31 protein-coding genes are annotated in these 26,782 nt (G+C 71.0%); 23 read left to right on the forward strand and 8 right to left on the reverse strand.

Annotated elements, in window-relative coordinates; all coding sequences use genetic code 11:
• Positions 1 to 8: 8 nt before the first annotated feature.
• From sufD to G555_RS0106445, 7 genes are all read left to right on the forward strand, one after another.
• Positions 9 to 1,181 carry a Fe-S cluster assembly protein SufD gene (sufD, locus tag G555_RS0106415; protein WP_028708238.1) on the forward strand — a complete coding sequence of 391 codons (1,173 nt, stop codon included), beginning with the start codon at positions 9 to 11 and terminating at the stop codon, positions 1,179 to 1,181.
• A complete protein-coding gene (locus G555_RS0106420; RefSeq protein ID WP_028708239.1) occupies positions 1,178 to 1,516 on the forward strand; it encodes a Rieske (2Fe-2S) protein in 339 nt (112 codons plus the stop codon). The genes sufD and G555_RS0106420 overlap by 4 nt, the downstream gene beginning before the upstream one ends.
• A 5-nt stretch (positions 1,517 to 1,521) precedes the next feature.
• Entirely contained in the window at positions 1,522 to 2,289 is a 768-nt protein-coding gene (gene sufC / locus G555_RS0106425; protein ID WP_028708240.1) for a Fe-S cluster assembly ATPase SufC, read from the forward strand.
• A gap of 26 nt (positions 2,290 to 2,315) precedes the next feature.
• Positions 2,316 to 3,569, forward strand: coding sequence for an aminotransferase class V-fold PLP-dependent enzyme (locus G555_RS0106430; RefSeq protein WP_028708241.1), 1,254 nt, complete (start codon positions 2,316 to 2,318; stop codon positions 3,567 to 3,569).
• Positions 3,566 to 4,012, forward strand: a complete 447-nt coding sequence (gene sufU, locus G555_RS0106435; RefSeq protein WP_028708242.1) for a Fe-S cluster assembly sulfur transfer protein SufU — start codon at positions 3,566 to 3,568, stop codon at positions 4,010 to 4,012. Before G555_RS0106430 ends, sufU begins: the two co-directional genes overlap by 4 nt.
• The gene (locus G555_RS0106440; RefSeq protein WP_051208510.1) at positions 4,009 to 4,383 is read left to right on the forward strand and encodes a metal-sulfur cluster assembly factor; all 375 of its coding nucleotides are present in this window, start codon (positions 4,009 to 4,011) and stop codon (positions 4,381 to 4,383) included. The genes sufU and G555_RS0106440 overlap by 4 nt, the downstream gene beginning before the upstream one ends.
• A gap of 102 nt (positions 4,384 to 4,485) precedes the next feature.
• Positions 4,486 to 6,087: an ABC-F family ATP-binding cassette domain-containing protein gene (locus G555_RS0106445; protein ID WP_036921519.1), complete on the forward strand. Its 1,602-nt coding sequence runs from the start codon at positions 4,486 to 4,488 to the stop codon at positions 6,085 to 6,087.
• Positions 6,088 to 6,223: 136 nt separating this feature from the next.
• On the opposite strand, the gene G555_RS0106450 is transcribed toward G555_RS0106445, so the two are convergent.
• Positions 6,224 to 6,763, reverse strand: a complete 540-nt coding sequence (locus tag G555_RS0106450) for a hypothetical protein (protein ID WP_028708245.1) — start codon at positions 6,761 to 6,763, stop codon at positions 6,224 to 6,226.
• 11 nt (positions 6,764 to 6,774) lie between these two features.
• Positions 6,775 to 7,626, reverse strand: a complete 852-nt coding sequence (locus G555_RS18385) for a putative RNA methyltransferase (protein WP_245581211.1) — start codon at positions 7,624 to 7,626, stop codon at positions 6,775 to 6,777.
• A gap of 123 nt (positions 7,627 to 7,749) precedes the next feature.
• Here G555_RS18385 and G555_RS0106460 point away from each other — a divergent pair, with 123 nt between their 5' ends.
• Entirely contained in the window at positions 7,750 to 9,435 is a 1,686-nt protein-coding gene (locus tag G555_RS0106460; protein WP_036921521.1) for a phospho-sugar mutase, read from the forward strand.
• On the opposite strand, the gene G555_RS18390 is transcribed toward G555_RS0106460, so the two are convergent.
• Positions 9,398 to 10,231: an SURF1 family cytochrome oxidase biogenesis protein gene (locus tag G555_RS18390; protein ID WP_051208512.1), complete on the reverse strand. Its 834-nt coding sequence runs from the start codon at positions 10,229 to 10,231 to the stop codon at positions 9,398 to 9,400. The genes G555_RS0106460 and G555_RS18390 overlap by 38 nt on opposite strands.
• A gap of 3 nt (positions 10,232 to 10,234) precedes the next feature.
• On the reverse strand, positions 10,235 to 10,555 hold the full coding sequence (locus G555_RS18395; RefSeq protein WP_084634836.1) for a DUF3099 domain-containing protein: 321 nt from the start codon (positions 10,553 to 10,555) through the stop codon (positions 10,235 to 10,237).
• A gap of 126 nt (positions 10,556 to 10,681) precedes the next feature.
• Here G555_RS18395 and G555_RS0106475 point away from each other — a divergent pair, with 126 nt between their 5' ends.
• The 4 genes from G555_RS0106475 (at position 10,682) to G555_RS0106490 (ending at position 13,260) form a co-directional block, all read left to right on the forward strand.
• On the forward strand, positions 10,682 to 11,398 hold the full coding sequence (locus G555_RS0106475) for a beta-ketoacyl-ACP reductase (RefSeq protein WP_028708247.1): 717 nt from the start codon (positions 10,682 to 10,684) through the stop codon (positions 11,396 to 11,398).
• Positions 11,399 to 11,408: 10 nt separating this feature from the next.
• The gene (gene fabI, locus G555_RS0106480; RefSeq protein WP_028708248.1) at positions 11,409 to 12,179 is read left to right on the forward strand and encodes an enoyl-ACP reductase FabI; all 771 of its coding nucleotides are present in this window, start codon (positions 11,409 to 11,411) and stop codon (positions 12,177 to 12,179) included.
• Positions 12,180 to 12,208: 29 nt separating this feature from the next.
• On the forward strand, positions 12,209 to 12,403 hold the full coding sequence (locus G555_RS0106485; protein ID WP_028708249.1) for a hypothetical protein: 195 nt from the start codon (positions 12,209 to 12,211) through the stop codon (positions 12,401 to 12,403).
• A 71-nt stretch (positions 12,404 to 12,474) separates the two neighbouring features.
• Entirely contained in the window at positions 12,475 to 13,260 is a 786-nt protein-coding gene (locus G555_RS0106490; RefSeq protein WP_028708250.1) for an ABC transporter ATP-binding protein, read from the forward strand.
• On the opposite strand, the gene G555_RS0106495 is transcribed toward G555_RS0106490, so the two are convergent.
• The gene (locus tag G555_RS0106495) at positions 13,223 to 14,233 is read right to left on the reverse strand and encodes a bile acid:sodium symporter family protein (RefSeq protein WP_028708251.1); all 1,011 of its coding nucleotides are present in this window, start codon (positions 14,231 to 14,233) and stop codon (positions 13,223 to 13,225) included. The genes G555_RS0106490 and G555_RS0106495 overlap by 38 nt on opposite strands.
• Before the next feature lie 97 nt (positions 14,234 to 14,330).
• Between G555_RS0106495 and G555_RS0106500 the strand changes: the two genes are divergently transcribed.
• From G555_RS0106500 to G555_RS0106510, 3 genes are all read left to right on the forward strand, one after another.
• Complete coding sequence (locus G555_RS0106500; RefSeq protein ID WP_028708252.1) at positions 14,331 to 15,140, forward strand: TrmH family RNA methyltransferase; 810 nt, start codon at positions 14,331 to 14,333, stop codon at positions 15,138 to 15,140.
• 77 nt (positions 15,141 to 15,217) lie between these two features.
• Positions 15,218 to 15,808: a peptide deformylase gene (gene def, locus G555_RS0106505; protein ID WP_028708253.1), complete on the forward strand. Its 591-nt coding sequence runs from the start codon at positions 15,218 to 15,220 to the stop codon at positions 15,806 to 15,808.
• A 73-nt stretch (positions 15,809 to 15,881) separates the two neighbouring features.
• Positions 15,882 to 16,811, forward strand: coding sequence for a tyrosine recombinase XerC (locus G555_RS0106510; protein ID WP_028708254.1), 930 nt, complete (start codon positions 15,882 to 15,884; stop codon positions 16,809 to 16,811).
• 81 nt (positions 16,812 to 16,892) lie between these two features.
• On the opposite strand, the gene cls is transcribed toward G555_RS0106510, so the two are convergent.
• On the reverse strand, positions 16,893 to 18,344 hold the full coding sequence (gene cls / locus G555_RS0106515) for a cardiolipin synthase (RefSeq protein ID WP_028708255.1): 1,452 nt from the start codon (positions 18,342 to 18,344) through the stop codon (positions 16,893 to 16,895).
• Positions 18,345 to 18,402: 58 nt separating this feature from the next.
• On the reverse strand, positions 18,403 to 19,362 hold the full coding sequence (locus G555_RS21160; RefSeq protein WP_051208513.1) for a peptidoglycan DD-metalloendopeptidase family protein: 960 nt from the start codon (positions 19,360 to 19,362) through the stop codon (positions 18,403 to 18,405).
• 332 nt (positions 19,363 to 19,694) lie between these two features.
• On the opposite strand from G555_RS21160, the gene rpsB reads away from it, so the two are divergent.
• From rpsB to G555_RS18405, 8 genes are all read left to right on the forward strand, one after another.
• Complete coding sequence (gene rpsB / locus G555_RS0106525; RefSeq protein ID WP_028708256.1) at positions 19,695 to 20,720, forward strand: 30S ribosomal protein S2; 1,026 nt, start codon at positions 19,695 to 19,697, stop codon at positions 20,718 to 20,720.
• A 46-nt stretch (positions 20,721 to 20,766) separates the two neighbouring features.
• Complete coding sequence (tsf, locus tag G555_RS0106530; RefSeq protein ID WP_028708257.1) at positions 20,767 to 21,579, forward strand: translation elongation factor Ts; 813 nt, start codon at positions 20,767 to 20,769, stop codon at positions 21,577 to 21,579.
• A 70-nt stretch (positions 21,580 to 21,649) separates the two neighbouring features.
• Complete coding sequence (gene pyrH / locus G555_RS0106535; RefSeq protein WP_028708258.1) at positions 21,650 to 22,360, forward strand: UMP kinase; 711 nt, start codon at positions 21,650 to 21,652, stop codon at positions 22,358 to 22,360.
• A gap of 35 nt (positions 22,361 to 22,395) precedes the next feature.
• Entirely contained in the window at positions 22,396 to 22,950 is a 555-nt protein-coding gene (gene frr, locus G555_RS0106540; RefSeq protein ID WP_028708259.1) for a ribosome recycling factor, read from the forward strand.
• The gene (locus G555_RS0106545; protein ID WP_028708260.1) at positions 22,950 to 23,825 is read left to right on the forward strand and encodes a phosphatidate cytidylyltransferase; all 876 of its coding nucleotides are present in this window, start codon (positions 22,950 to 22,952) and stop codon (positions 23,823 to 23,825) included. Before frr ends, G555_RS0106545 begins: the two co-directional genes overlap by 1 nt.
• Before the next feature lie 83 nt (positions 23,826 to 23,908).
• Positions 23,909 to 25,045 (forward strand): 23S rRNA (adenine(2503)-C(2))-methyltransferase RlmN, encoded by a 1,137-nt coding sequence (gene rlmN, locus G555_RS0106550; protein ID WP_028708261.1) that lies wholly within the window; start codon positions 23,909 to 23,911, stop codon positions 25,043 to 25,045.
• Between the two features lies 1 nt (position 25,046).
• Entirely contained in the window at positions 25,047 to 25,268 is a 222-nt protein-coding gene (locus tag G555_RS0106555) for a type II toxin-antitoxin system Phd/YefM family antitoxin (RefSeq protein WP_028708262.1), read from the forward strand.
• Positions 25,269 to 25,401: 133 nt separating this feature from the next.
• Complete coding sequence (locus G555_RS18405; RefSeq protein WP_245581212.1) at positions 25,402 to 25,692, forward strand: PIN domain-containing protein; 291 nt, start codon at positions 25,402 to 25,404, stop codon at positions 25,690 to 25,692.
• Here the strand turns inward: G555_RS18405 and G555_RS0106565 are convergent.
• Positions 25,670 to 26,776, reverse strand: a complete 1,107-nt coding sequence (locus tag G555_RS0106565) for an LOG family protein (RefSeq protein WP_028708263.1) — start codon at positions 26,774 to 26,776, stop codon at positions 25,670 to 25,672. The genes G555_RS18405 and G555_RS0106565 overlap by 23 nt on opposite strands.
• Positions 26,777 to 26,782 lie beyond the last annotated feature (6 nt).

Below are 26,782 nucleotides of genomic sequence, written 5' to 3' on the forward strand. Positions count from 1 at the left end.
GGAGAAAGATGACTGTGACTGTGCCGAATGTGGCCGAGGCGGCTGAGTCCCCGGCGTCCCACCTGCACCCGGTGGCGTCCTTCGACCTGGCCGACCACCCGTTGCCGACCGGCCGGGAGGAGGTCTGGCGGTTCACGCCGATGAAGCGGTTCGGAGGTCTGCTCGACGGCACCCCGAGCTCCAGCCACCTGAGCTGGGACGTCAGCCTGCCCGACGGCGCCGCGACATCGGAGCTGACCCTGCCGGAGATCGTGGCGCTCGGCGTCCCCGCGCCGGTGGACCGTGCGTCGGCGCTCGCCGCGAACCTCGGCGGCGGTGCGGTGCAGGTCTCGGTCCCCGCCGGGGTGGAGCTGGCCGAGCCCATCGTCGTCCGCCTGCACGGCGAGTCGATCGACGACGTGGTGTACGGGCACGTCGTGTTCCGGGTCGGCGCGCACGCCAAGGCGACGATCGTCGTCCGGCACACAGGGTCCGCGCGGTACGCCAGCGCGGTGTCCGTCCTCGCCGGGGACGGCGCGGACCTCACCTTCGTCGCCGTCCAGGACTGGGCCGACGACGCGGTGCACGCGGGGCACACCGGCCTGCGGATCGGCCGCGACGCCAAGGTGCGCACGGTGACGGTCAGCCTCGGGGGCGACATCGTGCGCCTCGTCGAGACCGCGGAGTACGACGGCCCCGGCGGTGAGCTCGAGCAGTTCGGGCTGTACTTCGTCGACGCGGGCCAGCACATCGAGCACCGCCTGTTCGTCGACCACAACGAGCCGCGCACGCGCTCCCACGTCGACTACCGCGGCGCCCTCCAGGGCGACGGCGCCCACTCGGTGTGGGTGGGCGACGTGCTCATCCGCAAGGTCGCCGAGGGCATCAACACGTATGAGACGAACAAGAACCTGGTCCTCACCGACGGCTGCCGGGCCGACAGCGTGCCCAACCTCGAGATCGAGACGGGCGAGATCGAGGGCGCGGGGCACTCGTCGACGACCGGGCGGTTCGACGACGAGCAGTTGTTCTACCTGCGGTCCCGCGGCATCCCGGAGGACGAAGCGCGGCTGCTGGTCGTCCGCGGGTTCTTCGTCGACATCATCCGCCGGATCGGGGTCCCCGATCTGGAGGAGCAGCTCATGCGCGTCGTCGAGTCCGAGCTCGCCAGTTCCGTGATCGCGCGCCGGGGCGAGCAGTGAGCTTCGTCCCCGTGTGTGCCGTCGCCGACGTCCCCCGGGGCGAGGTGCGCCCCTTCACGGTGGCCGACACGCCGGTCGCCGTCGTCAACACCGACGAGGGGGTGTTCGCGATCCTGGACATGTGCTCCCACGCCGAGGTCCCGCTCTCCGAAGGGGAGGTGGAGGACTGCACGCTCGAGTGCTACATGCACGGGTCGCGCTTCGACCTCCGCACCGGGGAGCCGCTGGAACTGCCGGCGGTCGCCCCCGTTCCCGTCTTCCCCGTCCGGATCACCGACGCCCAGGTCCTCGTCGACCTGGACAACCCTCTCACCACCGCAACCCAGGAGTCCTAAGTCCGATGGCCACTTTGAAGATCAGCGACCTGCATGTCGACGTGGAGACCGAGGACGGTCCCAAGCCGATCCTCAAGGGCGTCAACCTCACCGTCAGCAGTGGCGAGGTGCACGCCATCATGGGCCCCAACGGCTCCGGCAAGTCGACCCTGGCGTACTCGCTCGCCGGTCATCCCAAGTACAAGATCACGTCCGGCTCGGTCCTTCTCGACGATGTCGAGCTGACCGGACTCACCGTCGACCAGCGGGCACGTGCCGGGCTGTTCCTCGCCATGCAGTACCCGGTGGAGGTCCCCGGCGTCTCGGTGACGAACTTCCTGCGGACGGCCAAGACCGCCCTGTCGGGCGAGGCGCCGAAGGTCCGCACGTGGGTGAAGGACGTGAACGCGGCGATGGACCGTCTCGGTCTCGACCACAGCTTCGCGGCACGGTCCCTCAACGAGGGCTTCTCGGGCGGCGAGAAGAAGCGCAACGAGATCGTGCAGTTGGAGATGCTGAATCCGTCGTTCGCGATCCTCGACGAGACCGACTCCGGCCTCGACATCGACGCGTTGCGGATCGTGTCGGAGGGCGTCAACCGCTACACGGCCCAGGGCGATCGCGGCGTCCTGCTGATCACGCACTACACGCGGATCCTGAACTACATCACACCCGACTTCGTGCACGTGTTCGTGGACGGCCGGATCGCCGCGGAGGGCGGCCCCGAGCTCGCCGACAACCTCGAGGCCGAGGGTTACGACCGTTTCGTCAGGGCCGTCGCGGCGAGCGAATGACCGTGACGGACGAGACGGAGGTGTCGATGGCGCTCGACGTCGCCGCGGTGCGGAGCGACTTCCCGATTCTGACCAGGGACGTCGCGGGCGTGCCGCTGGCCTATCTGGACTCCGCGAACACCTCTCAGAAGCCGCGCGCGGTCGTGGACGCGATCAGCGACCACCTGCTGCGGCACAACGCCAACGTGGCCAGGGCGATGCACACCCTCGGGGCGGAGGCGACCGGAGCGTTCGAGGCGGCGCGGGCGAAGGTCGCCGCCTTCGTGGGTGCCGCCCGTCCCGAGGAGATCGTCTTCACGAAGAACGCGTCCGAGGCATTGAACCTCGCCGCGCACACGCTGGGGGCGGGCCTGCGACCCGGCGACGAGATCGTCGTGTCGGTCATGGAGCACCACTCCAACATCGTTCCGTGGCAGCTTCTCGCCCAGCGGACGGGCGCGACCCTGCGGTGGTTCGACATCACCGCCGAGGGACGGCTCGACCTCGACCGGGCTCGCGCGGAGGGCCTCGTCAACGAACGGACCCGGATCGTCTCGCTGACGTGGGTGTCGAATGTCCTGGGCACCGTCAACCCCGTCGCGAGAATCGCCGGGTGGGCGCACGCTGTCGGAGCGACGATGGTGGTCGACGGCTCGCAGGGCGTGCCGCACCTGCCGACGTCGGTCGCCGAGCTGGGCGCCGACCTCCTGGCCTTCACGGGGCACAAGATGCTCGGCCCGACCGGGATCGGCGCGTTGTGGGGCAGATACGAGCTGCTCGCCTCGCTGCCGCCCTTCCTCGGCGGTGGGGAGATGATCGAGGTCGTCCGCATGGACGGCTCGACCTACGCGCCGCCGCCGCACCGGTTCGAGGCCGGGACGCCGCCGATCGCGGAGGCCGTCGGGCTCGGCGCCGCGGTGGACTATCTGACGGCGCTGGGCATGGACGCCGTCGCGGCGCACGAGCGGGAGATCACCGAGCACCTGCTCACGGGCCTGTCGCAGACGCCCGGAGTGCGGCTGCTCGGCCCGGCCGACCTCGACGACCGCGGCGGTGCGGTGTCGTTCACGCTCACGACGGCCGACGGCTTCGAGGTCCATCCGCACGACGTCATGCAGCTCCTCGACTCGCGCGGGGTGGCCGTGCGCGGCGGACACCACTGCGCCCGGCCGCTGCACGACAGGCTGGGGATCGCAACGTCGACCCGTGCGTCCAGCCACGCGTACACGACGACCGCCGAGGTGGATCGGCTCCTCGACGCGCTGGCCTACACCCGCGACTTCTTCGGAGGTGCCCGATGAGCATGGAGCAGCTCTACCAGGACATCATCCTGGAGCACTACAAGCTGAAGAGCCACAGCGGGCGGCGGGAGCCGTTCGGGGCCGAGGTGCACCACGTCAACCCGAGCTGCGGCGACGAGGTCACGCTGCGCGTCGACCTGGCCGACGGCCGGGTGCGGGACGTCTCGTACGACGGCGTGGGCTGTGCCATCTCGCAGGCGTCCACGTCGATCATGAGCGACCTGGTCATCGGGCAGCCGGTGGCCGACGCACTACGTCTGCACGACGAGTTCCTGGCTCTCATGCAGAGCCAGGGGAAGAGCGAACCGGACGAGGACGTTCTCGGCGACGCCGTCGCGTTCGTCGGGGTGTCCCAGCTTCCGGCCCGGGTCAAGTGTGCGCTGCTCGGCTGGTCGGCGTTCAAGGACGCGACCTTGCGAGCGACGGCCGAGGAGGACGAATGACCGAGACACCACGCCCGTCCGACCTGGTGGCGGACGATCTGCCCGAGGTCGACCTCACGGGCAGGATCACCGAGGACCAGGTTCTGGAGGCGATGAAGGACGTCATCGACCCCGAGCTCGGTGTGAACGTCGTCGATCTCGGCCTCGTCTACGGGGTCGACGTCGACGATCAGAACAATCTCACGCTCGATATGACGCTCACGATGCCGACCTGCCCGCTGTACGACTACATCGAGCAGCAGGTGGAGGTGGTGCTGGCCCCGATGGTGACGTCGACGGCCGTGAACTGGGTCATGGAGCCCATGTGGTCCCCCCACAACATCACCGAGGACGGCCGCGAGCAGTTGCGCGCCATGGGCTACAACGTCTGACCGCCGCACGCCGGCCCGGCGGGGGCGGTGCGCGTTGCCGCTACCCTTGTGGGTCGGTGTCGGACGGGCGCGGAGCGCGCCCAGGGGAGGGTGAGAACCGCAGTGTTGGTGGCGCGGGATGTCGAGGTGCGTGCCGGGGCGCGGCTGTTGTTGAACGCCGTGTCGTTCCAGGTCACCCCCGGGGACAAGATCGGGCTGGTGGGGCGCAACGGCGCCGGCAAGACGACCTTGACCCGCATCCTGGCCGGGGAGGCGCTGCCCGCTGCGGGAACCGTCCAGCGCGGCGGCCGGATCGGGTACCTTCCGCAGGACCCGCGGACCGGCGATCTCGACCAGCTCGCCAAGCAGCGGGTGCTCGCGGCACGCGGGCTCGACACGGTGCTCACGCGGCTGCGGACCTATTCCGACCGGATGGGCGCGGCGACCGGCGGGGAGGAGCTCGAGGCGGCGATGACGTCCTACGCCCGGGCCGAGGCGGAGCTGCAGGCCGCTGGCGGGTATGCCGCAGAGGCCGAGGCGGCACGGATCGCGGCGAACGTCGGCCTCGACAACCGGGTGCTCGGCCAGCCGCTGCGGACCTTGTCGGGCGGGCAGCGGCGTCGTGTGGAGCTTGCCCGCATCCTCTTCTCGGGCGCCGACACCCTGCTGCTGGACGAGCCGACCAACCACCTCGACGCCGACTCGATCGTGTGGCTGCGCGGCTTCCTCCAGACCTACGCGGGGGGCGTCGTCGTCATCTCGCACGACACCGGTCTGCTCGAGCACACGGTCAACAAGGTGTTCCACCTGGACGCGAACCGGGCCGTGCTGGACCAGTACGCGCTGGACTGGAAGCACTACCTGGTGCAGCGCGAGACGGACGAGAAGCGCCGTAAGCGGGAACGGCGCAATGCCGAGAAGAAGGCCGAGGCGCTGCTCGCGCAGGCCGACAAGATGAGGGCGAAGGCGACCAAGGCGGTCGCGGCCCAGAACATGGCGCGCCGCGCCGAGCGCCTGCTGGCCGGGGTGGAGACGGAGCGGGCCGTCGATCAGGTGGCGAGGATCCGGTTCCCCGATCCGGCCCCGTGCGGCAAGACGCCGCTGCGCGCCTCCGGCCTCAGCAAGTCCTACGGCTCGCTGGAGGTCTTCACCGACGTGGATCTCGCGATCGACAAGGGCTCCCAGGTGGTCGTCCTGGGGCTCAACGGCGCGGGCAAGACGACACTGCTCCGGGTGCTGGCGGGCCTCGAGCGGCCCGACACCGGGGAGGTGGAGCCGGGGCACGGGCTGCGGCTGGGCTATTACGCCCAGGAGCACGAGACGCTGGACGTGTCTCGCACCGTGCTGGAGAACATGCAGACGGCGGCAGGGGATCTCAACGAGACCGAGACGCGGAAGATCCTCGGCTCCTTCCTGTTCACCGGAGACGATGCCGACAAGCCCGCGCGGGTGCTGTCGGGCGGGGAGAAGACGCGACTGGCGCTGGCCATGCTGGTCGTCTCGGCGGCCAACGTCCTGCTGCTGGACGAGCCGACGAACAACCTCGATCCGGCCTCCCGCGCCGAGGTGCTGCACGCGATCAACACCTACTCCGGCGCGGTCGTGCTCGTGACCCACGACGAGGGGGCCGTCCAGGCGCTCGATCCCGAACGGGTGCTGCTGCTGCCCGACGGGATCGAGGACCTGTGGAACGACGACTACGCCGACCTGGTGTCCCTGGCCTAGCCGTACTGGCTGGGTGCCTGCCCGGCAGGGCCGGGGGCCGGTGACATCCGCGCCGACGGGGCACACCCCGGACAAGGCGGCGCGTGACGGCGTGGGGCCCTGGGTCTCCCGGCGCCGCTGCGAGCGTCTTCGGGCCCTACGCGGCGGGAAGCGCCCGCTCGGCCGCGTCGGCCGCGTCGGGACGCAGCGGCAGGGACACGATCCGGCTGCTGGAGCGGAACGCGTCGTAGCGGCGGGAGAGACCGGCGGCGAGACTGACCCCGCGGAGCCGGCTCGCCGCCTCTCCGTACGACACGCGGACGAGCGGCAGGCCACCGCCCGATCGTGCGAACCGGACATCCTCGACGTCGGCGGCATCCAGGTGCCACCCGGCCAGGCCGGATCGGTGCGCACCGTCGGGGCCGAGGGTGATCGTGCCGCCTCCGACCGAGAAGGAGAACCACGCCAGCAGCGCGGTCGCGACCGCCAGCACCGCCCAGATGAGGACGAGCGCCCCGCTCTCGCGGAGGATCGACCACACGACCAGCGGCACCCAGGCGACCGCGAGCACGGCGTACAGGATTCCCAGCGCACGCGCGGTCCGGTCGCGGACGGCGAGCGTCACCGGGGTCGGCGGGAGGCCGCGGCGGCGTGACGGCTTTCCGGACGGCGGGTCCTGACGGTTCTTCGCGCTCATGGACGGTAACGCTAGTCGGCCGCGGGCGAGCGGGCGGGCGGTCCCGCGGACGGGTCCGGGTCGAGGCGTCGCAGGACGAGCACCCGCAGTGCCAGGGTCACCTCCACCGCCGTGGCCGGGCGGCGGCCGGCGGCGCCGTGGAACGCGTTGGGTCCCATCGCGATCAGGTCGGCGACCTCGGCGGGCGAGAGCTCGACGCGCCGCACGGACGTCCAGGCGGATTCGCGCGCGAAGCGCCCCGCCAGCGCGGCCTCGAGCTTGCGGTCCTTGTCCTCCTCGACGTCGAGCAGGCCGAGGGATGCGCGGAGCTCGGCGAGGTGGGACGGTTCGGGCAGCGCCACGAGCAGTCGTCCCCCGGGCCTCAGCACCCGATGGAACTCGGCCGCGTTGCGCGGCGCGAACACGCACAGCAGGGTGTCCACGGTCCCGGTGCGGATCGGCAGGCCGGCCCACGTGTCGGCGACGATCGCAGCCATCCGGGCGTGGGCCTTCGCCGCCCGCCGGGCGGCGGCCACGGACACGTCCGCGGCGAGGCCGCGCGCGGCGGGGTGGTCGTCCAGCGCCCGGGCGAGGTAGTGGCCGGTGCCCGCGCCGGCCTCGGCGAAGGTCTCGCCGAGGCAGCGGTCCGACAGCGCGGCGGCCATCGGCTCGTACCAGCCGCGCGCGAGGAAACGGACCCGGGCGGCGACCATGTCGGTCGTGTCGGCGTTCTCGGGCGCCGGGCCGCGCAGCAGGTTCAGGTAGCCCTGACGGGCACGATCGAAGCTGTGCCGGGCGGGACACGCCGCACCCTGGGAGGTGAGCGCGAGCGGCTCGGCGCAGACGGGACAGCGCAGGAGTCCGGCGGCGGCTTCGAGGGTCACCGCTCCATCCTGCTGCATCGGCGACGGCGCCGCACGGCGCGCGAAGCCCCGCCCGCCGCGACAGCACGGGCCCGCTTTGTCACAATGAGCCCCAACAAGTGAGACCGCGTCGAGGGAGCTGCGATGCCCGACCTGTTCACGACCGCCGCCGACTGGCTGGCCGCCGACCCCGATCCGGCCGACCGGGCCGAGGTGGCCCGGCTGCTGGCCGAGGCCCAGCGTGGCGGAGAGGAGTCACTCGCCGAGCTGGGCGACCGGTTCTCCGGGCGCCTCGCGTTCGGGACGGCGGGCCTTCGCGGCCGGATGGGCGGGGGTCCGAACCGGATGAACACGGCGGTCGTCACCACGGCCACGGCGGGGCTCGCCGGCTTTCTGCAGGAGCGGCTCCCCGCCGGTCGCCACGTCGTGATCGGGTACGACGGCAGGCACCGGTCGGCGGCGTTCGCGCGGACGGCGGCGGGCGTGCTCGTCGCGGCCGGTGCGCGGGTGTCGCTCCTGCCGCGCATGCTGCCGACACCCGTCCTCGCGTTCTCCTTGCTGCACATGGACGCCGACGCGGGCGTGATGATCACCGCCTCCCACAACCCGGCGGCCGACAACGGCTACAAGGTGTACCTGGGGGCACGGGTGAGCGATGCGGGCGGGGCGCAGATCGTCCCGCCCGCCGACGCCCAGATCTTCGCCGCGATCGAGGCCGTCGGGCCCGCGAACCTGGTCCCCGTCGCGTCGCGCGGGTGGGATCTCGTGAGCGAGGACGTCCTCGACGCGTACGTCACGACAGCGGCAGGGCTCGTCGCGGGGGCGCCGACGGACCTGCGCGTGACGCTCACCGCCATGCACGGGGTGGGTGCCGAGACGGCGCAGCATGCGTTCGCGGCCGCCGGATACACCGACGTCCACCTCGTGCCGAGCCAGGCGCGGCCCGACCCGGACTTCCCGACGGTCGCGTTCCCCAATCCCGAGGAGCCCGGCGCGCTCGACCTGGCGGCCGTGACCGCGTCCGAGGTCGGCGCCGATCTCGTCGTCGCTCTCGATCCGGACGCGGACCGGTGTGCGGTCGCGGTCCCCGACGCGACCTCGCCCTCGGGGTGGCGGCCGCTGTCGGGGGACGAACTGGGGGCGTTGCTCGGCAGCCAGGCCGCCGCCGAGCACGAGGGCGATCCGACAGCCGTCCTGTCTCGGTCCATCGTGTCGTCGTCGTTGCTGGGCAGGATCGCCGCGGCGCACGGCGTGGGCGCGGCCGAGACGCTGACGGGGTTCAAGTGGATCACGCGGGCCCCGGGCGTCGTGTACGGCTACGAAGAGGCGATCGGCTACTGCGTGAACCCGGCGGCCGTCCGCGACAAGGACGGGATCACGGCGGGGCTCAAGACGATGGCGCTGGCCGCGCGGCTCAAGGCGGAGGCGCGCACGCTCGATGACCTGCTCACCGACCTCGCGATCGCGCACGGCCTGCACCTCACCGCGCCTCTCACGTTCCGGGTCGCCGACCTGTCGCTCATCGCGACGGGGATGGCCAACCTGCGGGCGGTGCCGCCGCGCGAGCTGGCCGGGTCGCCCGTCGTCGACTACGCCGATCTCACCGGGGGATGGCGCGGGCTCCCTCCGACCGACGGTGTTCGTCTGGCGACGGCGATCGGCGATCGCGTCGTCGTCCGGCCGTCCGGGACCGAGCCGAAGCTGAAGTGCTATCTGGAGGCGGTCGAGCCGGTCGCCGGCGCCGCCGACCTGCCGCGCGCCCGCCGGGCGGCGCAGGGGAGGATCGACCGGATCAAGGACGAGTTGCGGCTGATCCTGCGGCTTCCGTGACGTCCGTGGCGTCCTGGGCCGGGGTCGCGGAGCCGGACGACGGCGCCGTGCGCCGCCGCCGCAGGTCGCGGACGTCGTTGCGGATGAAGACGAAGAGGCCGGCCGCGGCGATGGCCGCGAACATGAACCACTGCACCGCGTACCAGAAGTGCGGGCCCTCGTCGAGGGTCGGCAGCGCCACCGGCCGCAGGTCTCCGGCCTGAGCGGGGGTGATCTCCAGCAGCCCGATGTAGCCGTCGGCGACCTCGTAGCCGAGGGACTCGGAGATCGCGGGCGCGTTGATCAGCCGCATCATCCCGTCGACGGGTGTGATCGCTTCGGCGGAGCCCTGCTCGCTGCGTCGCACGTGGCCGATCACCGTCACCGTCCCGGTCGGCGCGGGAGGGATCTGCGCGACGACGGAGGTGTTGGTCTCGAGGAAGCCCCGGTCGACGAGGACGACATCGCCCGATGCCGTCCGCAGCGGGGTCACGACCTCCACTCCCCGGGCGCCGTCGTTGGTGCGGTAGCGGATCTGGAACTGGTGCTCGGTGTCGAACGTCCCGCTGATGCGGACGCGCTGCCACTGGTCGAGATCGGTGATGGTCGTGTCCGGGGTGAACACCTGTTCGTAGTCGACGATCGGCGCCGACTCGTGCGCTTCGACGATCGCATTGTTGGCCTTGCGCTGCGCGAGCCGGTCCAGTTGCCACTCGCCGAGCCGGACGAAGACGACCCCGAGGACGATCACGAAGACCGCCAGCCCGGCCCACCTCACCCACGGGCGCTTCGCGCCGCCGGTCCCCGCCATGCCCATGGGTCAGGGCTCCACACTGCCCGGCACCGTCCCGGGCGAGACGAGCTGCGGCTGCGCGCCGGGCGCGTCCGTGGGCGAGACGGACGGGCGGCGGAGGTCGACGGCGTTCGCGAGCAGGACCGCCACGGCCGGAAGCACGGCCGCCCCGAGCAGGAACACCCACTGCAGCCATCCGTCGATCGCGACGGCCAGCGCGAAGCAGGCGACACGGACCCCCATCGTGATGAGGTAGCGGCGATTGCGGGCGGCCGAGTCCAGGCTGCGGCCGGGCCGGGCGCTCGTGATGAGCGTCGGTCGATCGCGCCGCGCCGACGATCCGGGCATGCCGTCACTCTAGTGCCGCGCGCGGACGTCCGGCACACGACGGCCCTCGGGAGTGTGACCGGCGGCACGGACGGGTGTCCGCAGCGGCACCACGGTCGTGCGATCGGTTAACGTTCAGCCGTGAGTATTCAAGAGTCTGCTGCCAGAAGCGTGGTCGTCACCGGCGGGAACCGGGGAATCGGACGTGCGATCGTCGAGCGGTTCGTCGCCGCCGGGCATCGGGTCGCCTCGTTCGACCTGGGCGGCGAGCCGCCCGCGGGCGTCGTCGGCGTCTCCTGCAACGTGACGGATCCCGAGCAGGTCGATGCCGCGTTCGCGACGGCAGAGGAGGCCAACGGCCCCGTCGAGATCCTCGTCGCCAACGCCGGCATCACGAAGGACACCCTGCTGCTGCGGATGTCCGACGCCGACTGGGACGCTGTGATCGGCGTCAACCTGACCGGTTCCTTCCGCTGCGCGAAGCGTGCGGTGAGGTCCATGATCGCCAAGCGGTTCGGCCGGATCGTCTTCCTCGGATCCGTGGTCGGCCTGTACGGCTCGGCGGGGCAGGTGAACTACTCCGCTTCGAAGGCGGGGCTCGTCGGCATGGCGCGGTCGCTGACACGCGAGGTCGGAAGCCGCGGCGTCACGGTCAACGTCGTCGCTCCGGGCTTCATCGAGACCGACATGACAGCCGTCCTCTCCGAGGAGGTCGTGGCCGGGTACAAGAAGGCGATCCCCGCCGGCCGGATGGGGCAGCCCGCCGACGTCGCGGCGGCGATCCAGTTCCTGGCCAGCGACGAGGCGGGTTTCATCACCGGGGCCGTGATCCCGGTCGATGGCGGCCTCGGCATGGGGCACTGAGGAGGGCGGCATGGGGATCCTCGACGGAAAGAACATCCTCGTCGCGGGCGTGACGATGCACACGTCCATCGGGTACAAGGTGGCCGAGCTCGCCCAGCAGGAGGGGGCGACGGTCATCGTCTCCAACTTCGGGCGGGCCATGAGCCTCACCGGCCGCGTCATCAAGCGCCTCGACCCGGTGCCGGCGCTGATCGAACTCGACGTGACCGATGACGAGCACCTCGCCGGACTCGCCGACACGCTGCGCGAGCATGTCGACCATCTCGACGGCGTGGTGCACTCGATCGCGTTCGCGAATCCGGAGACGGCCCTGGGTGGACGGTTCCTCCAGACCTCCTGGCCCGATGTCGGGCAGGCCGTCCACGTGTCCGCGTACTCTCTCGTCGCGCTCGCGATGGCGTGCCGTCCGCTCCTCGGACGAGGCTCGTCCATCGTCGGCATGACCTTCGACGCAACCGTCTCGTGGCCCTTCTACGACTGGATGGGCGTCGCGAAGGCCGCGCTGGAGTCCGCGAACCGCTATCTGGCCCGGTACCTGGGGCCCGACGGCGTTCGCAGCAACCTCATTTCCGCAGGCCCGATCGACACGCTCGCAAAGAAGGCCATTCCGGGGACCGAAGAGTTCAACAGGGTCTGGGGAGAGCGCGCGCCGCTGGGCTGGTCGACCACCGATTCGGTTCCGGCGGCAAAAGGCGTCCTGAGTTTGCTCAGTGACTACTTCCCGGCGACCACAGGTGAGATCATTCACGTTGACGGTGGCCTGCATGCCACCGGAAGCTAGAGTGTCACCAACCGCCAAAGGAGGCTCAAGTGACGGAGAAACCGGTTGTGAACCCGAACTACGGGGGCAATGACGAACCGCAGCCCGAGAACGACCCGCTCGTCAATCCCAATATGGGCGGCGAGCAAGCCTATGACGCCGAAGACATCGATTCGTCGGGTGATCCCGAGGTGAACCCGAACTTCGGCGGCGGGGATCGTCCGCGCCCCCCGAAGCAGGACTGAGGCGTCGAGATTCCTTCGCGACAAGACCCCGTTGCGCCCCGTGCGTGACGGGGTCTTGTAGGTTCTTGGGTATGGCAGCGGTTGTGGAGTTGGCGGGGGTGTCCATCGTGCGCGGCGGCAAACACCTGCTGCGGGACGTCGACTGGCGAATCGATGAGGGCGAGCGCTGGGTGGTCATCGGTCCCAACGGGGCGGGAAAGACGACGCTGCTGCAGATCCTGGCCGCGCAGGTGCATCCCACATCGGGCCTTGCCGCACTGCTGGGCGAGTTGCTCGGCGCGGTCGACGTGTTCGAACTCCGCCCTCGCATCGGGGTCTCCTCGGCGGCCCTCGCCGACCGCATCCCGCGCGGAGAGTCCGTCGGCGATGTCGTGGTGTCGGCCGCGTACGCGACGGTCGGCCGGTGGCGGGAGGCCTACGACCCGGTCGACTATCTGCGCGCCGCCGCACTGATGCGGCAGTTCGGCGTCGAGCATCTCGGCCGCCGGACGTTCGGGACCTTGTCGGAAGGCGAGCGGAAGCGGGTGCAGCTCGCACGCGCACTGATGACCGATCCCGAACTGCTGCTGCTGGACGAACCGGGTGCGGGCCTCGACCTGGCCGGTCGTGAGCGGCTCGTCACCGCCCTCGGGGACCTCTGCAGCGACGAGGAGGCGCCCACCACCGTCCTCGTCACACATCACATCGAGGAGATCCCGGCGGGAATCACGCACGCGCTGATGCTTGCCGACGGCATGGTGACCGCGGCAGGTCCCATCCACGAGACGCTCACCGACGAGGCGCTGACCCGGACGTTCGGCCTGGACCTCGCCCTGGAGTTCACCGCGGGTCGGTGGGCCGCCCGGGCGCGTCGCTGAGCTCGGGCTCCGGCGGGGCGGAACGGCCGTAGCGGCCCGCGAGCCACCCGCAGGTCATGAGCTGCAACTGGTGGAACAGCATCAGGGGCAGGATCAGCAGGCCGACATCCTGGCCCGCGAACAGCACGGTCGCCATGGGCAGGCCGCTGGCCAGCGACTTCTTCGTGCCGCAGAACTGGATCGCGATCCGGTCGGCGCGGGTGAAGCGCGCCAGGCCCGGCAGATACCAGGTCGCGGTGAGCATCACGACGAGGATCGCGACGCACGCGGCGACGAGCACGGCGACGTCCAGCAGGGACACCCGCTGCCACATGTGCTCGCGCACGCCCTCCGAGAACGCCGCGTACACCACCAGCACGATGGACGCCTGGTCGAACAGCTTCAGCCGCGGGTGCCGCGCGACCCACTCGGCGAGCCACCTGCGCAGCACCTGGCCGACGACGAACGGCAGGAGGATCTGCGCCATGATGTCGATCACCGAGCCGGGGTCGACGCTCGCCCCGCCGGAGACGTTCATCAGGGCGACGGTGAGCAGCGGCGTGAGGACGACGCCGATCAGGTTCGACGCCGAGGCAGACACGATCGCGCCTGCCACGTTGCCCTTGGCGATGGACGTGAACGCGATCGAGGACTGGACGGTCGACGGCACGAGCGAGAGGAACAGCATCCCGGCCGCGAGCGTCGGGTTGATCAGCCGCGGAAGCACCGCGTCCAGGCCGAGCCCGATGAGCGGGAACGCGACATAGGTGAACGACAGGATGGTCAGGTGGAGCCGCCAGTGGGTCAGGCCGCGCAGCGCCTCCCGGGGGTGGAGCCGAACCCCGTGCACGAAGAACAACCCGGCGACGGCCACCTTCGTGGCGACGTCCACGACCGGGATCGCGATGCCGCGGGCGGGCAGGAAGCTGGCCAGGACCGCGGCCGCGAGGATGCCCACCAGGAACCAGTCGACCCTGAGCCTGCGCCTCGCCACCGGGGCAGCCTAGCGGCCTGCGGTCGTCCGCGGAGCCGGACCGAGACCCGAGCACGGCTGGTAGCGTCGGAACGGCTCGGGCGAACGGGGAGGCTCCATGGCGCACCGGATCGACGTGGACGATCCTGCCGACTCCCGTCTCGGCGACTACACCCGGCTGCGCGACGCGTCCCTGCGACGGCACGTGGAGGTCGAGCGCGGGATCTTCATCGCCGAGGGGCACAAGATCATCGCCAGGGCCCTGGCCGCCGGGCTGCGACCCCGCTCGCTGCTGCTGGCGGAGCGGTGGCTGGCGGGTCTCGCGCCGGTGCTGGGCGAGTTCGACGTCCCCGTGTACGTGGTGACCGAGGCGCTGGCCGAGGAGATCACCGGATTCCACGTGCATCGCGGCGCGCTGGGCGCCTTCCAGCGCCCGGTGCCGTTGTCTCCGGACGCCCTGCTGGGCGCGCAGCGCCTCGTCGTCCTCGAGGACATCGTCGACCACACGAACGTCGGGGCGTGCTTCCGTTCGGCCGCCGGCCTCGGCTGGGACGGTGTGCTCGTCTCCCCGCGGTGCGCGGATCCGCTGTACCGCCGGTCGGTCAAGGTCAGCATGGGGGCGGTGCTGGAACTGCCCTGGGCCCGGCTCGCCGATCACGGCTCGGCGGTGTCGCGACTGCGCGCCGCGGGATTCACCGTCGCCGCCCTCGCGCTCGCCGACGAGGCCCTGACCCTGGACGACTTCGCCCGGCGGGTACGGGAGCGGCCTCGCCCCGTCGCGCTGCTGCTCGGCACCGAGGGCCACGGGCTCAGCGATCGCTGGCTCGCCCAGGCCGACCACGTCGTCACGATCCCCATGCAGCGGGGGATCGACTCCCTCAACGTCGCGGCCGCCAGCGCGGTCGCGTGCTACGAGCTGCGTCCCTGAGAGCTGGGGACGCGGCAGATCCACGTCGCGACCTCGCTACGATGTCCCGGTTACCTGTCGTCCGACCGGAGGAACCGATGACCGCAGCAGCACAGCGCAAGGGGAAGATCCTGCCGATCACCCGGTGGGGCACACCTGTGATGCATGCGCCGACGACGCCGGTCACCGCGTTCGACGACGACCTCGGGGAGCTGGTCGCGGACATGTTCGTGACCATGGACGAGGCCAACGGGGTGGGGCTCGCGGCGACGCAGGTCGGGCGCGGGATCTCACTGTTCGTGTTCCGCTGCCCCGATGCCGACAACCGGATCCACGAGGGAGTCGTGTGCAACCCGGTCGTGACGCTGCCCGAGGGCCACGACCGGCAGCTCGTGGCCGAGGACGAGGGCTGTCTGTCGTTCCCCGGCGCGTACCAGTCGCTGGCGCGCCCCGACCACGCCGTGTGCACGGGGCAGGACGAGCACGGCGAGCCGGTCGAGATCGTCGGGACGGGGCTGCTCGCCCGGTGCCTGCAGCACGAGACCGACCACCTGCACGGGACGGTCTTCGGGGACCGCCTGTCGGCCCGTGCGCGCAAGCTGCTGACCAGGCAGCACGACCAACTGGCACATCTGTACCCCGAGGACTGGCCGGTCACGCCACGCCGCACATCGGCCGACGAGGGGTGAGCCGACGCGCCCGATGCCGGCTGCGGGGCGTGGGCTGCGCGGCGGCGAGGAGTCTCGGGTGCACTCTGGAGGGGTGACCCGACCCGACGAGAGCCCGTTCGGGGAGGTCCTGCGCCGCTACGGCGAACATCTGGAGCTGGGGCGCGGCCTCTCGCCGCACACGTGCCGTGCGTACCTGGGCGACCTGCGCGAGCTGGCCGCGCATCTGACCGAAGCCGGCATCGATGATCTGGAGGCTGTGGACCTCGCGGCGTTGCGGGGCTGGCTCGCGGCGCAGCAGCGGTCCGGAGCCGGGCGCTCCACGATGCAGCGACGCGCCGTCGCGGTCCGTGTGTTCTTCGCCTGGGCATACCGCACGGGTCTCGTCGCGACCGATCCGGCCGCCCAGTTGCGGTCGCCGAAACGGCAGCGGCGCCTGCCGGCGACCCTCGATCAGGCCGAGGCGAAGGCGCTCCTGGACGGGATGCCGTCCCCCGAGCCCGGCGCGTCCGCGGCGGAACGGGCCGTGCTGCGACGGGATACGGCGATGCTGGAGACGCTGTACGCGAGCGGGGTCCGCGTCTCGGAGCTGTGCGGCGCCGACGTGTCGTCGCTGGATGTCGAGCGCGGGGTGCTGCGCGTACTCGGCAAGGGTGACAAGGAGCGGGCCGTCCCGCTCGGCAGGCCGGCGCTGCGGGCACTCGCAGCGTGGCTGGACGATCGGGCGCACCTCGCGGCACCGGGGGAGGAGTCGCTGTTCGTGGGCGATCGGGGGCGCCGCATCGACCCGCGTGTCGTGCGGCGCATCGTTCACCGCGCCCTCGCGCGCGTGCCGGACGCGCCGGATCTCGGCCCTCACGGGCTGCGCCATGCGATGGCCACTCACCTGGTGGAGGGCGGCGCGGACCTGCGCTCGGTGCAGGAGATCCTGGGGCACTCCTCGTTGGCGACCACCCAGATCTACACCCACGTCTCCAGCGAGCGGCTGCGGGCGAGCTTCCGGCAGGCCCACCCGCGCGCCTGACGGCCGGCGGGCCGTGCGGTCGGGAGGTGGTCACGCACCCGACATCCGACACCCCTGGGCGGTCCGTCCCGCCCACAGCGGTCACAGGAGGCGCGATGTGAGCCGGAACAGCGAGTTCCGGTACTGGCGCCATCGCCCGAGTTGCGCGAGGTCGGTGAGGGTGAACTCGCGGCACGCGGCCTGATCGGCGAGGAACTGCTCGCGGTGTGCCCGGGTGGTGGCGTCGTCGTGGACGACGGTCGACACCTCGTCGTGGAGGATGAGGCTGCGGATGTCCCAGTTGCAGGTGCCGATGACGGTGAGATCGTCATCCATGGTGAGGGTCTTGGCGTGGAGGAAGCCCGCCTCGTACTTGAAGACGCGGCCGCCGGCCTCCAGGAACGGCCGGTAGTAGCTGTGCGCCACCCACCACGGGACGGCCTTGTCGTACACGCCGGCCATCATGAGCCGTACGTCGGTGCCGGAGGCCGCCGCCGTGCACAGCGCGGTGAGAAGGGGCTCGTCGGGGACGAAATAGGGGGTCTGGATCCAGACGGCCTCGCGCGCCGAGCCGAGGCAGGTGATGAAGACGTCCCTGTTGCCGGGGTAGGTCGTCCACACGCTGGAGTACACGATCTGCACGGGCAGCGCTCCCGGGGCCGCCTCCGTCGTGGCCGGGAGGAAATCGGGGGCGAGAAGGTCGTCGTGGCGGCCGTTGAGCCGCCAGATCCCCGCCGTGAGGGACTGCAACTGCGCGACAACCGGACCGGTGACCCGAAGGTGGGTGTCGCGCCACGAGTCGTACCGCTTGCCGCCGTCGGCATACTCCTGGCCCATGTTCATGCCGCCGGTGTAGGCGACGCGTCCGTCGACGACGGCGATCTTCATGTGGTTGCGGTAGTTCATGCGCAGCAGCCGCCGGTAGCAGGGCTGCACCTTCACCCCGGCCCTGCGCAGCCGCCGCAACTCGTCCTTGCGGTAGGCGATCGACCCCAGCCAGTCGTACAGCAGGAACACCTCGACGCCCGCCGCGACCCGGTCGAGCAGGACGTCGGTAACCCGGGCCGTGAGCTCGTCGCGCTCCCAGATCAGGTACATCAAGGTGATGGTGCGTTCGGCCGCCGCGAGGTCGGCGAGGAGATCGCCGAACTTGTCGGCACCGTTGTAGTACACGGTGAGCGTGTCGGCGCCCACGATGTGGGCCTGCGCCTCGTGGTGCGCGACCCGGGCGACCTTCTCGCTCGGCTCGCCGGCCCGGGTGGCCGGCGGGTCGCCGAAGTGTCGCTGCGCCTCCTCGACGGTCGCGGTGAGCGCGTGCGTGACGTCGCCCACCAGTTCCTCCTCGCGTCGGCGAAGGCGAGAATCCCGTCGATAGTTGCGGCCGAGGAAGAGATAGGCGACGAAGCCGAGGACGGGGACGAGTGCCAGGATGAACAGCCATGCCAGGACGGTGCTCGGATCGCGGTCGTCGGTGACGAGCACGAAGACCAGGGTCACGAGGGCGAGCACGTACAGAGCCGACAGCACCAGCGTGATCACCGTGTCCGCATCCATGCGGCACAGTCTGGCAGGGCGGCGCCCCGCGGGGACGCCCGTCCACCCGTTTCGCGGATCACTGCCTTGTCAGGTACTCCATGGGGTCGGCGAGCCGGTCATCGGCGTACACCATGAAGTGCAGGTGGCAGCCCGTCGAGTCACCGGTCGTGCCGACGGATCCGATGACCTGCCCGGCGGCGACGCGCCGGCCCGGCTCGACGATGTACCCGGTGGCGTGGTTGTACGCCGTGGTGAGCCGCGATCCGCCTGTCTGCCCATGTTCCAGCACCAGCCGGTTGCCGTATGACGGATGCCATGCGACCGAACGCACCACACCGGCCGCGGCGGCCCTGATCGGCGACCCGCACGGGGCGCCGAAGTCGGTTCCGGAGTGGAGCCGCCAGGTGCCCGTGATCGGGTCGACCCGCATCCCGAACGGGGACGTCACCGGTCCGGTCACCGGGGAGAGCAGCGCCGCTCCCGTGCGCGGCGACACAGCCGGCCCGGTCGCCCTCTCGCGGATCCGACCGGCCGTCAGTTCCCGGCTGCCGGCGGGGAGAAGGCGGACCTCGGACACCTGGGCCGTGAGCATGAGCAGTGGATCGAGGTACTCCTCGCCCTCTCTGAGGCCCCAATGCAGGCACGCCTCGGCGGGACAACCCGCGTGACCGGCCTGTACGGAGCCGAGGGGGGAGCCGACCGTCACCCTCTGCCCGACCGCCGTCGTCGGGGCGACCGGTTCGTAGGTGGTGCGCACCGACCCGTGCGAGACGACGATCACGCCGCGCCCGGCGATGGAGCCGGCGAAGGTCACCGTGCCGGATGCCGCGGCGCGGACGACCGCCCCCGGCGCGACGGCCAGGTCGACACCGCGGTGCCCGGGGAGCCAGTCCAGCTCGGGCGGGTCGAAACCGCGGACCACGTCGCCGTCGACAGGAGCGGTCGCCGGATCGGGAAGGGTCGGCAGCGCGGCGGCGGGTGCGGCGGCCGCGAACGACAGCACGCATGCGAGGAGCACGATCGACAGGCGTCTCATGCTGACGACATGGGCGGGGGCGGGCGAACCTGCCCGGGGAACAGTGCCTTCTGTGGACGACGACCGTCGTCGCGCCGGGCTGTGGACACAGGGCCTCCCGGTCTCCGCCCTGCGACGAACGGGGAGAGTTGGTCCGGCGGCGGCTGTCCTTCTAGAATCGTCCCAGCGACTCGGCAGATCCGAGTCGACTTCGCATGTGACGGATCGCTTCGCGATGCCCGTCTCCCGGTCCCCTGCGGGGGCGAGGCGGGTGGTCACATCAGGCGGACCGAAGGGTTCGGTTCGGAAAACCGTGCGCGGCGCGTCCGCGCTGCGCCAGGAAAGGAACGGCCATGGCCGTCGTCACGACCCGGCAGTTGCTGGAGAGCGGTGTCCACTTCGGGCACCAGACCCGTCGCTGGAACCCGAAGATGAAGCGCTTCATCTTCGCGGAGCGCAACGGGATCTACATCATCGACCTGCAGCAGTCGCTGACCTACATCGACAACGCGTACGCCTTCGTGAAGGAGATCGTCGCCCGCGGAGGGCAGATCCTCTTCGTCGGCACGAAGAAGCAGGCCCAGGAAGCCATCTCCGATCAGGCGACCCGCGTCGGCATGCCGTTCGTCAACCAGCGTTGGCTCGGCGGCATGCTCACCAACTTCCACACCGTCATCAAGCGGATCCAGCGGCTCAAGGAACTCGAGGCGATGGACTTCGACGATGTCGCCGCGAGCGGCCTGACGAAGAAGGAGCTCCTCGGGCTGCGGCGCGAGAAGGACAAGCTCGACAAGACCCTCGGCGGCATCCGCGACATGGCCAAGGTCCCGCAGGCCGTGTGGATCGTCGACACCAAGAAGGAGCACCTCGCCGTCGACGAGGCGCGCAAGCTGAAGATCCCCGTCGTCGCGATCCTCGACACCAACTGCGACCCCGACGAGGTCGACTACCCGATTCCGGGCAACGACGACGCCATCCGCGCGGTCGCGCTGCTCACCCGGGTCGTCGCCGACGCCGTGGCCGAGGGCCTCATCAGCCGCTCGTCCGGCGGGCAGCCCGAAGGCGCGCCCGAGGCCGAGCCGATGCCCGAATGGGAGCGCGAGATGCTGGGCGCCGACGCGGCCCCCGCCGCCGATGATGCTGCTGTCGTCGAGGCGACCGATCCGCAGGGCGCCGCTCTGGCCGACGCGGCCGGCGAGCCCGTGCCTGCCGATCCCGCGCAGGTCGCCGCCTCCGCGGCCGAGGTCGCCCCGGTGGGGGAGACGCCGGCCGAGGTCGCCCCCGTGGAGGAGACGCCGGCCGAGGTCGCCCCGGTGGAGGAGACGCCGGCCGAGGAAGCCCCTGTCGCGGCCGCGGCGGATGCGACCGAGACCGAGTGATCCTTCCCTGCGTGACCGCTGAACAGACGAGAGACAAGAAGACGAAATGGCAATCACTGCAACTGACGTGAAGAAGCTCCGTGACGCCACGGGCGCGGGGATGATGGACGCCAAGAAGGCGCTCACCGAGAGCGAGGGCGACTTCGAGAAGGCCATCGAACTGCTGCGGATCACGGGTCTGGCCAAGGCCGCGAACCGGTCCGACCGGGAGGCGAGCAACGGCATCGTCGCGTCCTCGGCCGGCAGCCTCATCCATCTCGGCGCCGAGACGGACTTCGTCGCCAAGATGGACGAGTTCATCCGGCTCGCCGACGAGATCGCCGAGGTCGTCGCCACGCAGGGCGCGGGCAACCTGGAGGACGCCCTCCTGCTGCCGCTGCACGATCGCACCGTGGGCGATGCCGTGGCGGACCTCGCAGCCACCTCCGGGGAGAAGATCGAGCTGAAGAACGTCGCGACGTTCGCCGAGCCGACGGTCGTGTACCTGCACCGCCGCTCGCAGGACCTGCCCCCGCAGGTCGGCGTGCTGGTCGAGTACTCCGGGGGCGACGCCGACCTGGTCCGCAAGGTCGCCATGCAGATCGCCTCGCAGATGCCGCAGTACGTGACGCGCGAGGACATCCCCGCCGACGTGATCGAGAACGAGCGCCGGGTGGCCGAGCTCACCGCGCGCGAGGAGGGCAAGCCCGACAACATCATCCCGCGGGTGGTGGACGGGCGCCTCAACGGCTTCTACAAGGAGGTCTGTCTCGTCGAGCAGCCGTGGGTGCTGGACGACAAGCAGGTGGTCGGCAAGGTGCTGGCCGCCGCAGGCGTCACCGTGACGCGGTTCGCCCGCTTCGCGGCCGGCGGCAAGTAGGACACAGCCGAGGACGAGCGTCACAGGGCGGACCTGTGGCGCTCGTCCCGCACAACGAGGGAGACGTCGCATGGCAGGGTACAGAAGAGTCTTGCTCAAGCTCTCCGGCGAGGCGTTCGGCGGGGGACAGGTCGGTGTCGACCCCGACATCATCGCCCGCATCGCCGGCGAGATCGCCGAGATCACCCGGCAGGGGGTCCAGGTCGCGATCGTCACGGGCGGCGGCAACTTCTTCCGCGGCGCCGAACTGCAGCAGCGCGGCATGGACCGCCGCCGCGCCGACTACATGGGCATGCTCGGCACGGTGATGAACTGCCTCGCGTTGCAGGACTTCTGCGAACAGGCCGGTGTGGAGACCCGCGTCCAGACAGCCATCACGATGGGGCAGGTCGCCGAGCCGTACATCCCGCTGCGCGCGATCCGGCATCTGGAGAAGGGGCGCGTGGTCATCTTCGGCGCCGGTTCCGGGATGCCGTTCTTCTCCACCGACACCGTGGCGGCGCAGCGAGCGCTGGAGGTGAGGGCGGAGGTTCTCCTGATGGCCAAGCAGGGCACCGACGGGGTGTACGACGACGATCCCCGCACCAATCCCGCCGCGCAACGGTTCGAGGATCTCACCTACGACGAGTTCCTCGCACGGAACCTCAAGGTGGCCGACGCGACGGCGATCAGCCTGGCGCGCGAGCACCGGCTCCCCATGATCTTCTTCTCCCTGGATACGCCGGGCAACGTCGTCCGGGTCGTGGCGGGTGAGAGGATCGGAACAACCATCCACTCCTGACCGACAGGTTCGGGCAAGAAAGAGGCTGAGCAGTGATCCCCGACATTCTCAAGAGCGCCGAGCACAAGATGACGGCCGCGATCGACCACGCCCAGGAGGAGTTCGCCGCGATCCGGACGGGCCGTGCCCACCCGGCGATGTTCAACAAGCTGCTGGTGGACTACTACGGCTCCTTGACGCCGCTGCAGCAGTTGGCGACCTTCCAGGTCCCCGAGGCCCGCGTCGTGCTCATCTCGCCCTTCGACCGCGCCGCGATGCCCGGCATCGAGAAGGCCATCCGCGACTCCGATCTCGGCGTGAACCCGGCCAACGACGGCAACGTGGTCCGCGTCGTCATGCCGCAGCTCACCGAGGAGCGGCGCAAGGAGTACACGAAGGTCGCCCGCACGAAGGGTGAAGAGGCCAAGGTCGCGGTCCGCAACATCCGCCGCCACGCCGTCGACCAGATCGCCAGGCTCGTCAAGGACAAGGAGATCGGCGAGGACGAGGGCAAGCGCGCCGAAAAGGAGCTCGAGGGCGTCACCAAGAAGTACGTCGACCAGGTCGACGAGCTGATGAAGGCCAAGGAAGCCGAGCTGCTCGAGGTCTGATGAGCGAAACCGCCGAGCCGGCCCAGCCGCAGCCCAGGGGACCGGGCAGGAATCTGCCCGCTGCGATCGGCGTCGGGGCCGGGCTCGCCGCGGTCGTGGTGGCGTGCCTGCTGTGGTGGAACTGGGGCTTCGTCCTCCTCGTGGCAGCGATGCTGTCTCGTGGGGCGGTGGAGGTCGCGCGGGCCGTGCGTCGCCTGGGGATGCGCCCAGCCACCGTTCCCATCGTGTTCGGGACCGTTCTCATCGTGGTCGGATCGTACGCGGCCGCGCAGACCGAGCATCTGCTCGGCCTGACCCCGAACGCCGTGACGATCGGGTCGCTGGGGCTCACCGTGCTGGCGGCGCTGGTGTGGCGGATGCCCGGGGGGTCCGACGGGTACGTGCGCGACTCGGCGGCGAGCCTGTTCCTCATCGGGTACCTGCCGACGCTCGGCTCGTTCCTGTCCTTGCTGATGGCGCCCGCCGACGGTGCCGCCCGCGTCGCGACCTTCATCCTCTGCATCGTCATGAGCGACACCGGGGGGTACGTGGTCGGTGTCCTGGTCGGCAAGCACCCCATGGCGCCGCGGATCAGTCCGAAGAAGACGTGGGAGGGCTTCGCCGGGTCGATCGTCGCGGCGGCGGCGATGGGCGCGTTCCTCGCGGTCTTCGCGCTGCACACCGAGTTCTGGAAGGGCATCCTCATCGGCATCGCCCTCGTGTTCGCCGGCACCGGCGGCGACCTGATCGAGTCGATGATCAAGCGGGACGTCGGCATCAAGGACATGAGCCATGTCCTGCCGGGGCACGGAGGCGTCATGGACCGGCTCGACTCCCTGCTCGTCGGCGCTCCGATCGCATGGATCGTCATGTACCTGCTCGTCCCGGGAGGCTGACGATGGACGACCGGCACGAGGCCGCGGCGAACGATCCCGACCTCACCCCGCAGGAGAGCCTCGAGCGGCGTCTCCCGCTCGTCATGGCCGCACCCAGGCGCGGGCGCCCCCCGCAGCACTGGGCCGACCTCGACCCCGCCGCCCGCGTGGCGGCGCTCACCGACGCCGGCCTTCCGCGGTTTCGCGCCGCCCAACTGTCGCGGCACTACTTCGTGCACCACACGTCCGACCCCGACCGGTGGAGCGACATCCCCGCCGCGGAGCGCGCCCAGTTGCGGGAGGTGTTCTTCCCCCGGCTGGTCGATCCGGTCCGGGAGTTGCGCTGCGACGGCGACACGACGGTCAAGACGCTGTGGCGGCTCCACGACGGCTCGCGCGTCGAGAGCGTCCTCATGCGCTACGGCGTGCCCGGCGTGAGGTCCAGCGGCCGAGGCCGGATGCGGACGACGGTCTGCGTCTCGTCGCAGGCCGGGTGCGGGATGGCCTGCCCGTTCTGCGCGACCGGGCAGGGCGGCCTCACGCGCAACCTGAGCGCGGCCGAGATCCTCGATCAGGTCGTGGTGTCGGCCCGGATGCTGGAGGAGGGCGCCCTTGCCGGCGGCCCTGGTCCCGTGAACAACGTCGTGTTCATGGGCATGGGCGAGCCGATGGCGAATTTCGCGGCGGTGCTGGCCGCCACCGAGGCGATGATCGCCCCCGCTCCCGACGGGCTCGGGATCAGCGCGCGCGGTGTCACGATCTCGACGGTGGGGCTGGTTCCTCGCATCCGGCAGTTGACGGAGTGGGGACGGCCGGTGACGCTCGCGGTGAGTCTGCACGCGCCCGACGACGACCTGCGCGACGGGCTCGTCCCGATCAACTCGCGTTGGAAGGTGGCCGAGGTGCTGGACGCCGCGTGGGAGCATGCGCGGGCGACGCGACGGCGCGTGTCCATCGAGTATGCGCTGATCAAGGACGTCAACGACCAGGCGTGGCGGGCCGATCTGCTGGCCACGCTGCTGCGGCAGCGTGGCGACTGGGGCTGGGTGCATGTCAACCTCATCCCGCTGAACCCGACACCCGGTTCGATGTGGACCGCCAGCGATGCCGCCGACCAGGACGAGTTCGTCCGGCGGCTGGAGGCCAGGGGAGTTCCCGTCACCGTCCGCGACACCCGGGGTCGCGAGATCGACGGCGCCTGCGGCCAGCTCGCCGCTCTGGATCGCGCCGGCTCTGCGTGAGGTGCGGGACCTCCGCAACCGCGGCGGTGCCGTCGTGGACGAGGTGGCGCGCGGCGGAGCGGTGGTCGTCACGCGAGATGGGACCCCCGTGGCCGAACTCCGGCCGCTCCCGGGCCCTGCGCTCACGGTGAGAGAACTGATTCGGCGCCGCCGGTCGCTCCCCGATGTCGATCTCGCTCGGCTGCGCTCCGATATCGACGAGTGGATCGACGCGAGCCTGTGAGCGAGGAGCAGGCGACCAGCGGCATCATCGACACGAACACCCTCATCCTGCTCGGACGTCTCGATCCGGACGACCTTCCCGGGATTCCGCTGATCACGACGATCACCCTCGCGGAGCTCTCGGTCGGACCCCTGTGGCGACCGACGACATCGAACGGTCCCGCCGGCAGGCGCATCTGCAACCGGCCGAGGCCGACTTCGATCCGCTGCCGTTCGACGCGGCCGCGGCGCGGGCATTCGGCTCGGTGGCCGCGAGCCTTCGCGCCCGCGGTCGCAAGCCCGCGGCCCGGGCCTGTGACGCGCTCATCGCGGCGGTTGCTGTGGCGTCGTCGCTGCCGCTCTACACGGCCGACCCGGATGACTTCGAGGGCATCGAGGGCCTTGACCTGCGTCCGGTGCCGGTCAGCGCCTCTCGTCCGCGGTGACCTCCAGCGCCTCCAGCGCCTCGGGCACGCTGTCGACCAGATGGACGGCGCCGGCCATGAGGCGTCCCCGCGCCAGCCCGCTCAGCAACGGCCAGGCGGGGACGTCCCGGGTCCAGTGGCGTTTCCCCAGCAGCACCAGGGGAGCGATTCCACCGGCGTCACGGGCGTAGTAGTCGCCGGTGACGGCCTGGAAGATCTCCTGGACCGTGCCGGCGGCACCCGGCAGGTAGACGATGCCGCCGCGGCAGCGCTGGAGCAGCGCCTCCTCGCGCCGGGCGTTGTCGAAGTACTTGGCCGACGCGGTGACGAACACATTGGGCGGCTCGTGGCCGTACACCCACGTGGGGACGCCGACGGTGAAGCCGGGGTCGTCCGCCAGGGCGCGGGCCGCGAAGCCGGCCTGCGCCCAGGCGTCCACGTCTGCCGCGAAGCCCGGTGCGTCGGCGAGCCGCGCGAGGGCGGCCGGGATTCGCCCGGCGCAGCGGTGGAACCAGGCCCCGAGATTCGCCGCCTCCATCGCGCCGGGCCCGCCGCCGGTCACCACGAGGCGGCCGGCGGAGGCCAGCGCCCGGCCGAGGTCGACGGCGCGCTCGTACTCGCTGGTCGCGCGGGCGATGGCGTGCCCGCCCATGACTCCCACGGTGCGGCTCGCGGGGTAGCCCGACCCGGCCTCGGCGAACGCGTCGTCGATCGAGTGGTCGTGCAGCGCCATGGCCAGGGTGCCGCTGAGGTCCGTTCCCCGCCCGGGCCTCCGGAACCAGGCGTCGACGCGCGCGTCGACGGTCCGCGCGTAGCCCTGGTCGAGCCCCCGGTACAGATCGGTCGGCGTGTACAGGTACGCCCGGTACGGGTTGAACGGAAGGGCGGGCAATCGCGGGAAGAGCTGTGCGCCGGCGTCGCGGAGGCGGCTTTCGGCCTGCCGGGCGATCCGGCACCCGAGGAACACCGCCCCCTTGACCGGCAGATGCCGCAGCACCTCGGTGCGTGCGGAGAGATCGAGCGACTGGACGAAGCACCCGGCGACCGTGCCGTGGGAGCTCACCTGTGCGTCGAACTCCGCAAGCGTGTGCAACTCGGTGACCACGGGGAG

The sequence above is a fragment of the Propionicicella superfundia DSM 22317 genome, assembly GCF_000423465.1.
Lineage (GTDB): Bacteria > Actinomycetota > Actinomycetes > Propionibacteriales > Propionibacteriaceae > Propionicicella > Propionicicella superfundia.

What these genes read in the sequence shown, in the direction of transcription:
- sufD (WP_028708238.1), top strand. Translation starts at nt 9, where the DNA reads ATGACTGTGACTGTGCCGAATGTGGCCGAGGCGGCTGAGTCCCCGGCG.
- sufC (WP_028708240.1), top strand. Translation starts at nt 1,522, where the DNA reads ATGGCCACTTTGAAGATCAGCGACCTGCATGTCGACGTGGAGACCGAG.
- G555_RS0106430 (WP_028708241.1), top strand. Translation starts at nt 2,316, where the DNA reads ATGGCGCTCGACGTCGCCGCGGTGCGGAGCGACTTCCCGATTCTGACC.
- sufU (WP_028708242.1), top strand. Translation starts at nt 3,566, where the DNA reads ATGAGCATGGAGCAGCTCTACCAGGACATCATCCTGGAGCACTACAAG.
- G555_RS0106440 (WP_051208510.1), top strand. Translation starts at nt 4,009, where the DNA reads ATGACCGAGACACCACGCCCGTCCGACCTGGTGGCGGACGATCTGCCC.
- G555_RS0106450 (WP_028708245.1), bottom strand. Translation starts at nt 6,763, where the DNA reads ATGAGCGCGAAGAACCGTCAGGACCCGCCGTCCGGAAAGCCGTCACGC.
- G555_RS0106460 (WP_036921521.1), top strand. Translation starts at nt 7,750, where the DNA reads ATGCCCGACCTGTTCACGACCGCCGCCGACTGGCTGGCCGCCGACCCC.
- G555_RS18390 (WP_051208512.1), bottom strand. Translation starts at nt 10,231, where the DNA reads ATGGGCATGGCGGGGACCGGCGGCGCGAAGCGCCCGTGGGTGAGGTGG.
- G555_RS18395 (WP_084634836.1), bottom strand. Translation starts at nt 10,555, where the DNA reads ATGCCCGGATCGTCGGCGCGGCGCGATCGACCGACGCTCATCACGAGC.
- fabI (WP_028708248.1), top strand. Translation starts at nt 11,409, where the DNA reads ATGGGGATCCTCGACGGAAAGAACATCCTCGTCGCGGGCGTGACGATG.
- G555_RS0106490 (WP_028708250.1), top strand. Translation starts at nt 12,475, where the DNA reads ATGGCAGCGGTTGTGGAGTTGGCGGGGGTGTCCATCGTGCGCGGCGGC.
- G555_RS0106500 (WP_028708252.1), top strand. Translation starts at nt 14,331, where the DNA reads ATGGCGCACCGGATCGACGTGGACGATCCTGCCGACTCCCGTCTCGGC.
- def (WP_028708253.1), top strand. Translation starts at nt 15,218, where the DNA reads ATGACCGCAGCAGCACAGCGCAAGGGGAAGATCCTGCCGATCACCCGG.
- cls (WP_028708255.1), bottom strand. Translation starts at nt 18,344, where the DNA reads ATGGATGCGGACACGGTGATCACGCTGGTGCTGTCGGCTCTGTACGTG.
- G555_RS21160 (WP_051208513.1), bottom strand. Translation starts at nt 19,362, where the DNA reads ATGAGACGCCTGTCGATCGTGCTCCTCGCATGCGTGCTGTCGTTCGCG.
- rpsB (WP_028708256.1), top strand. Translation starts at nt 19,695, where the DNA reads ATGGCCGTCGTCACGACCCGGCAGTTGCTGGAGAGCGGTGTCCACTTC.
- tsf (WP_028708257.1), top strand. Translation starts at nt 20,767, where the DNA reads ATGGCAATCACTGCAACTGACGTGAAGAAGCTCCGTGACGCCACGGGC.
- pyrH (WP_028708258.1), top strand. Translation starts at nt 21,650, where the DNA reads ATGGCAGGGTACAGAAGAGTCTTGCTCAAGCTCTCCGGCGAGGCGTTC.
- G555_RS0106545 (WP_028708260.1), top strand. Translation starts at nt 22,950, where the DNA reads ATGAGCGAAACCGCCGAGCCGGCCCAGCCGCAGCCCAGGGGACCGGGC.
- rlmN (WP_028708261.1), top strand. Translation starts at nt 23,909, where the DNA reads ATGGCCGCACCCAGGCGCGGGCGCCCCCCGCAGCACTGGGCCGACCTC.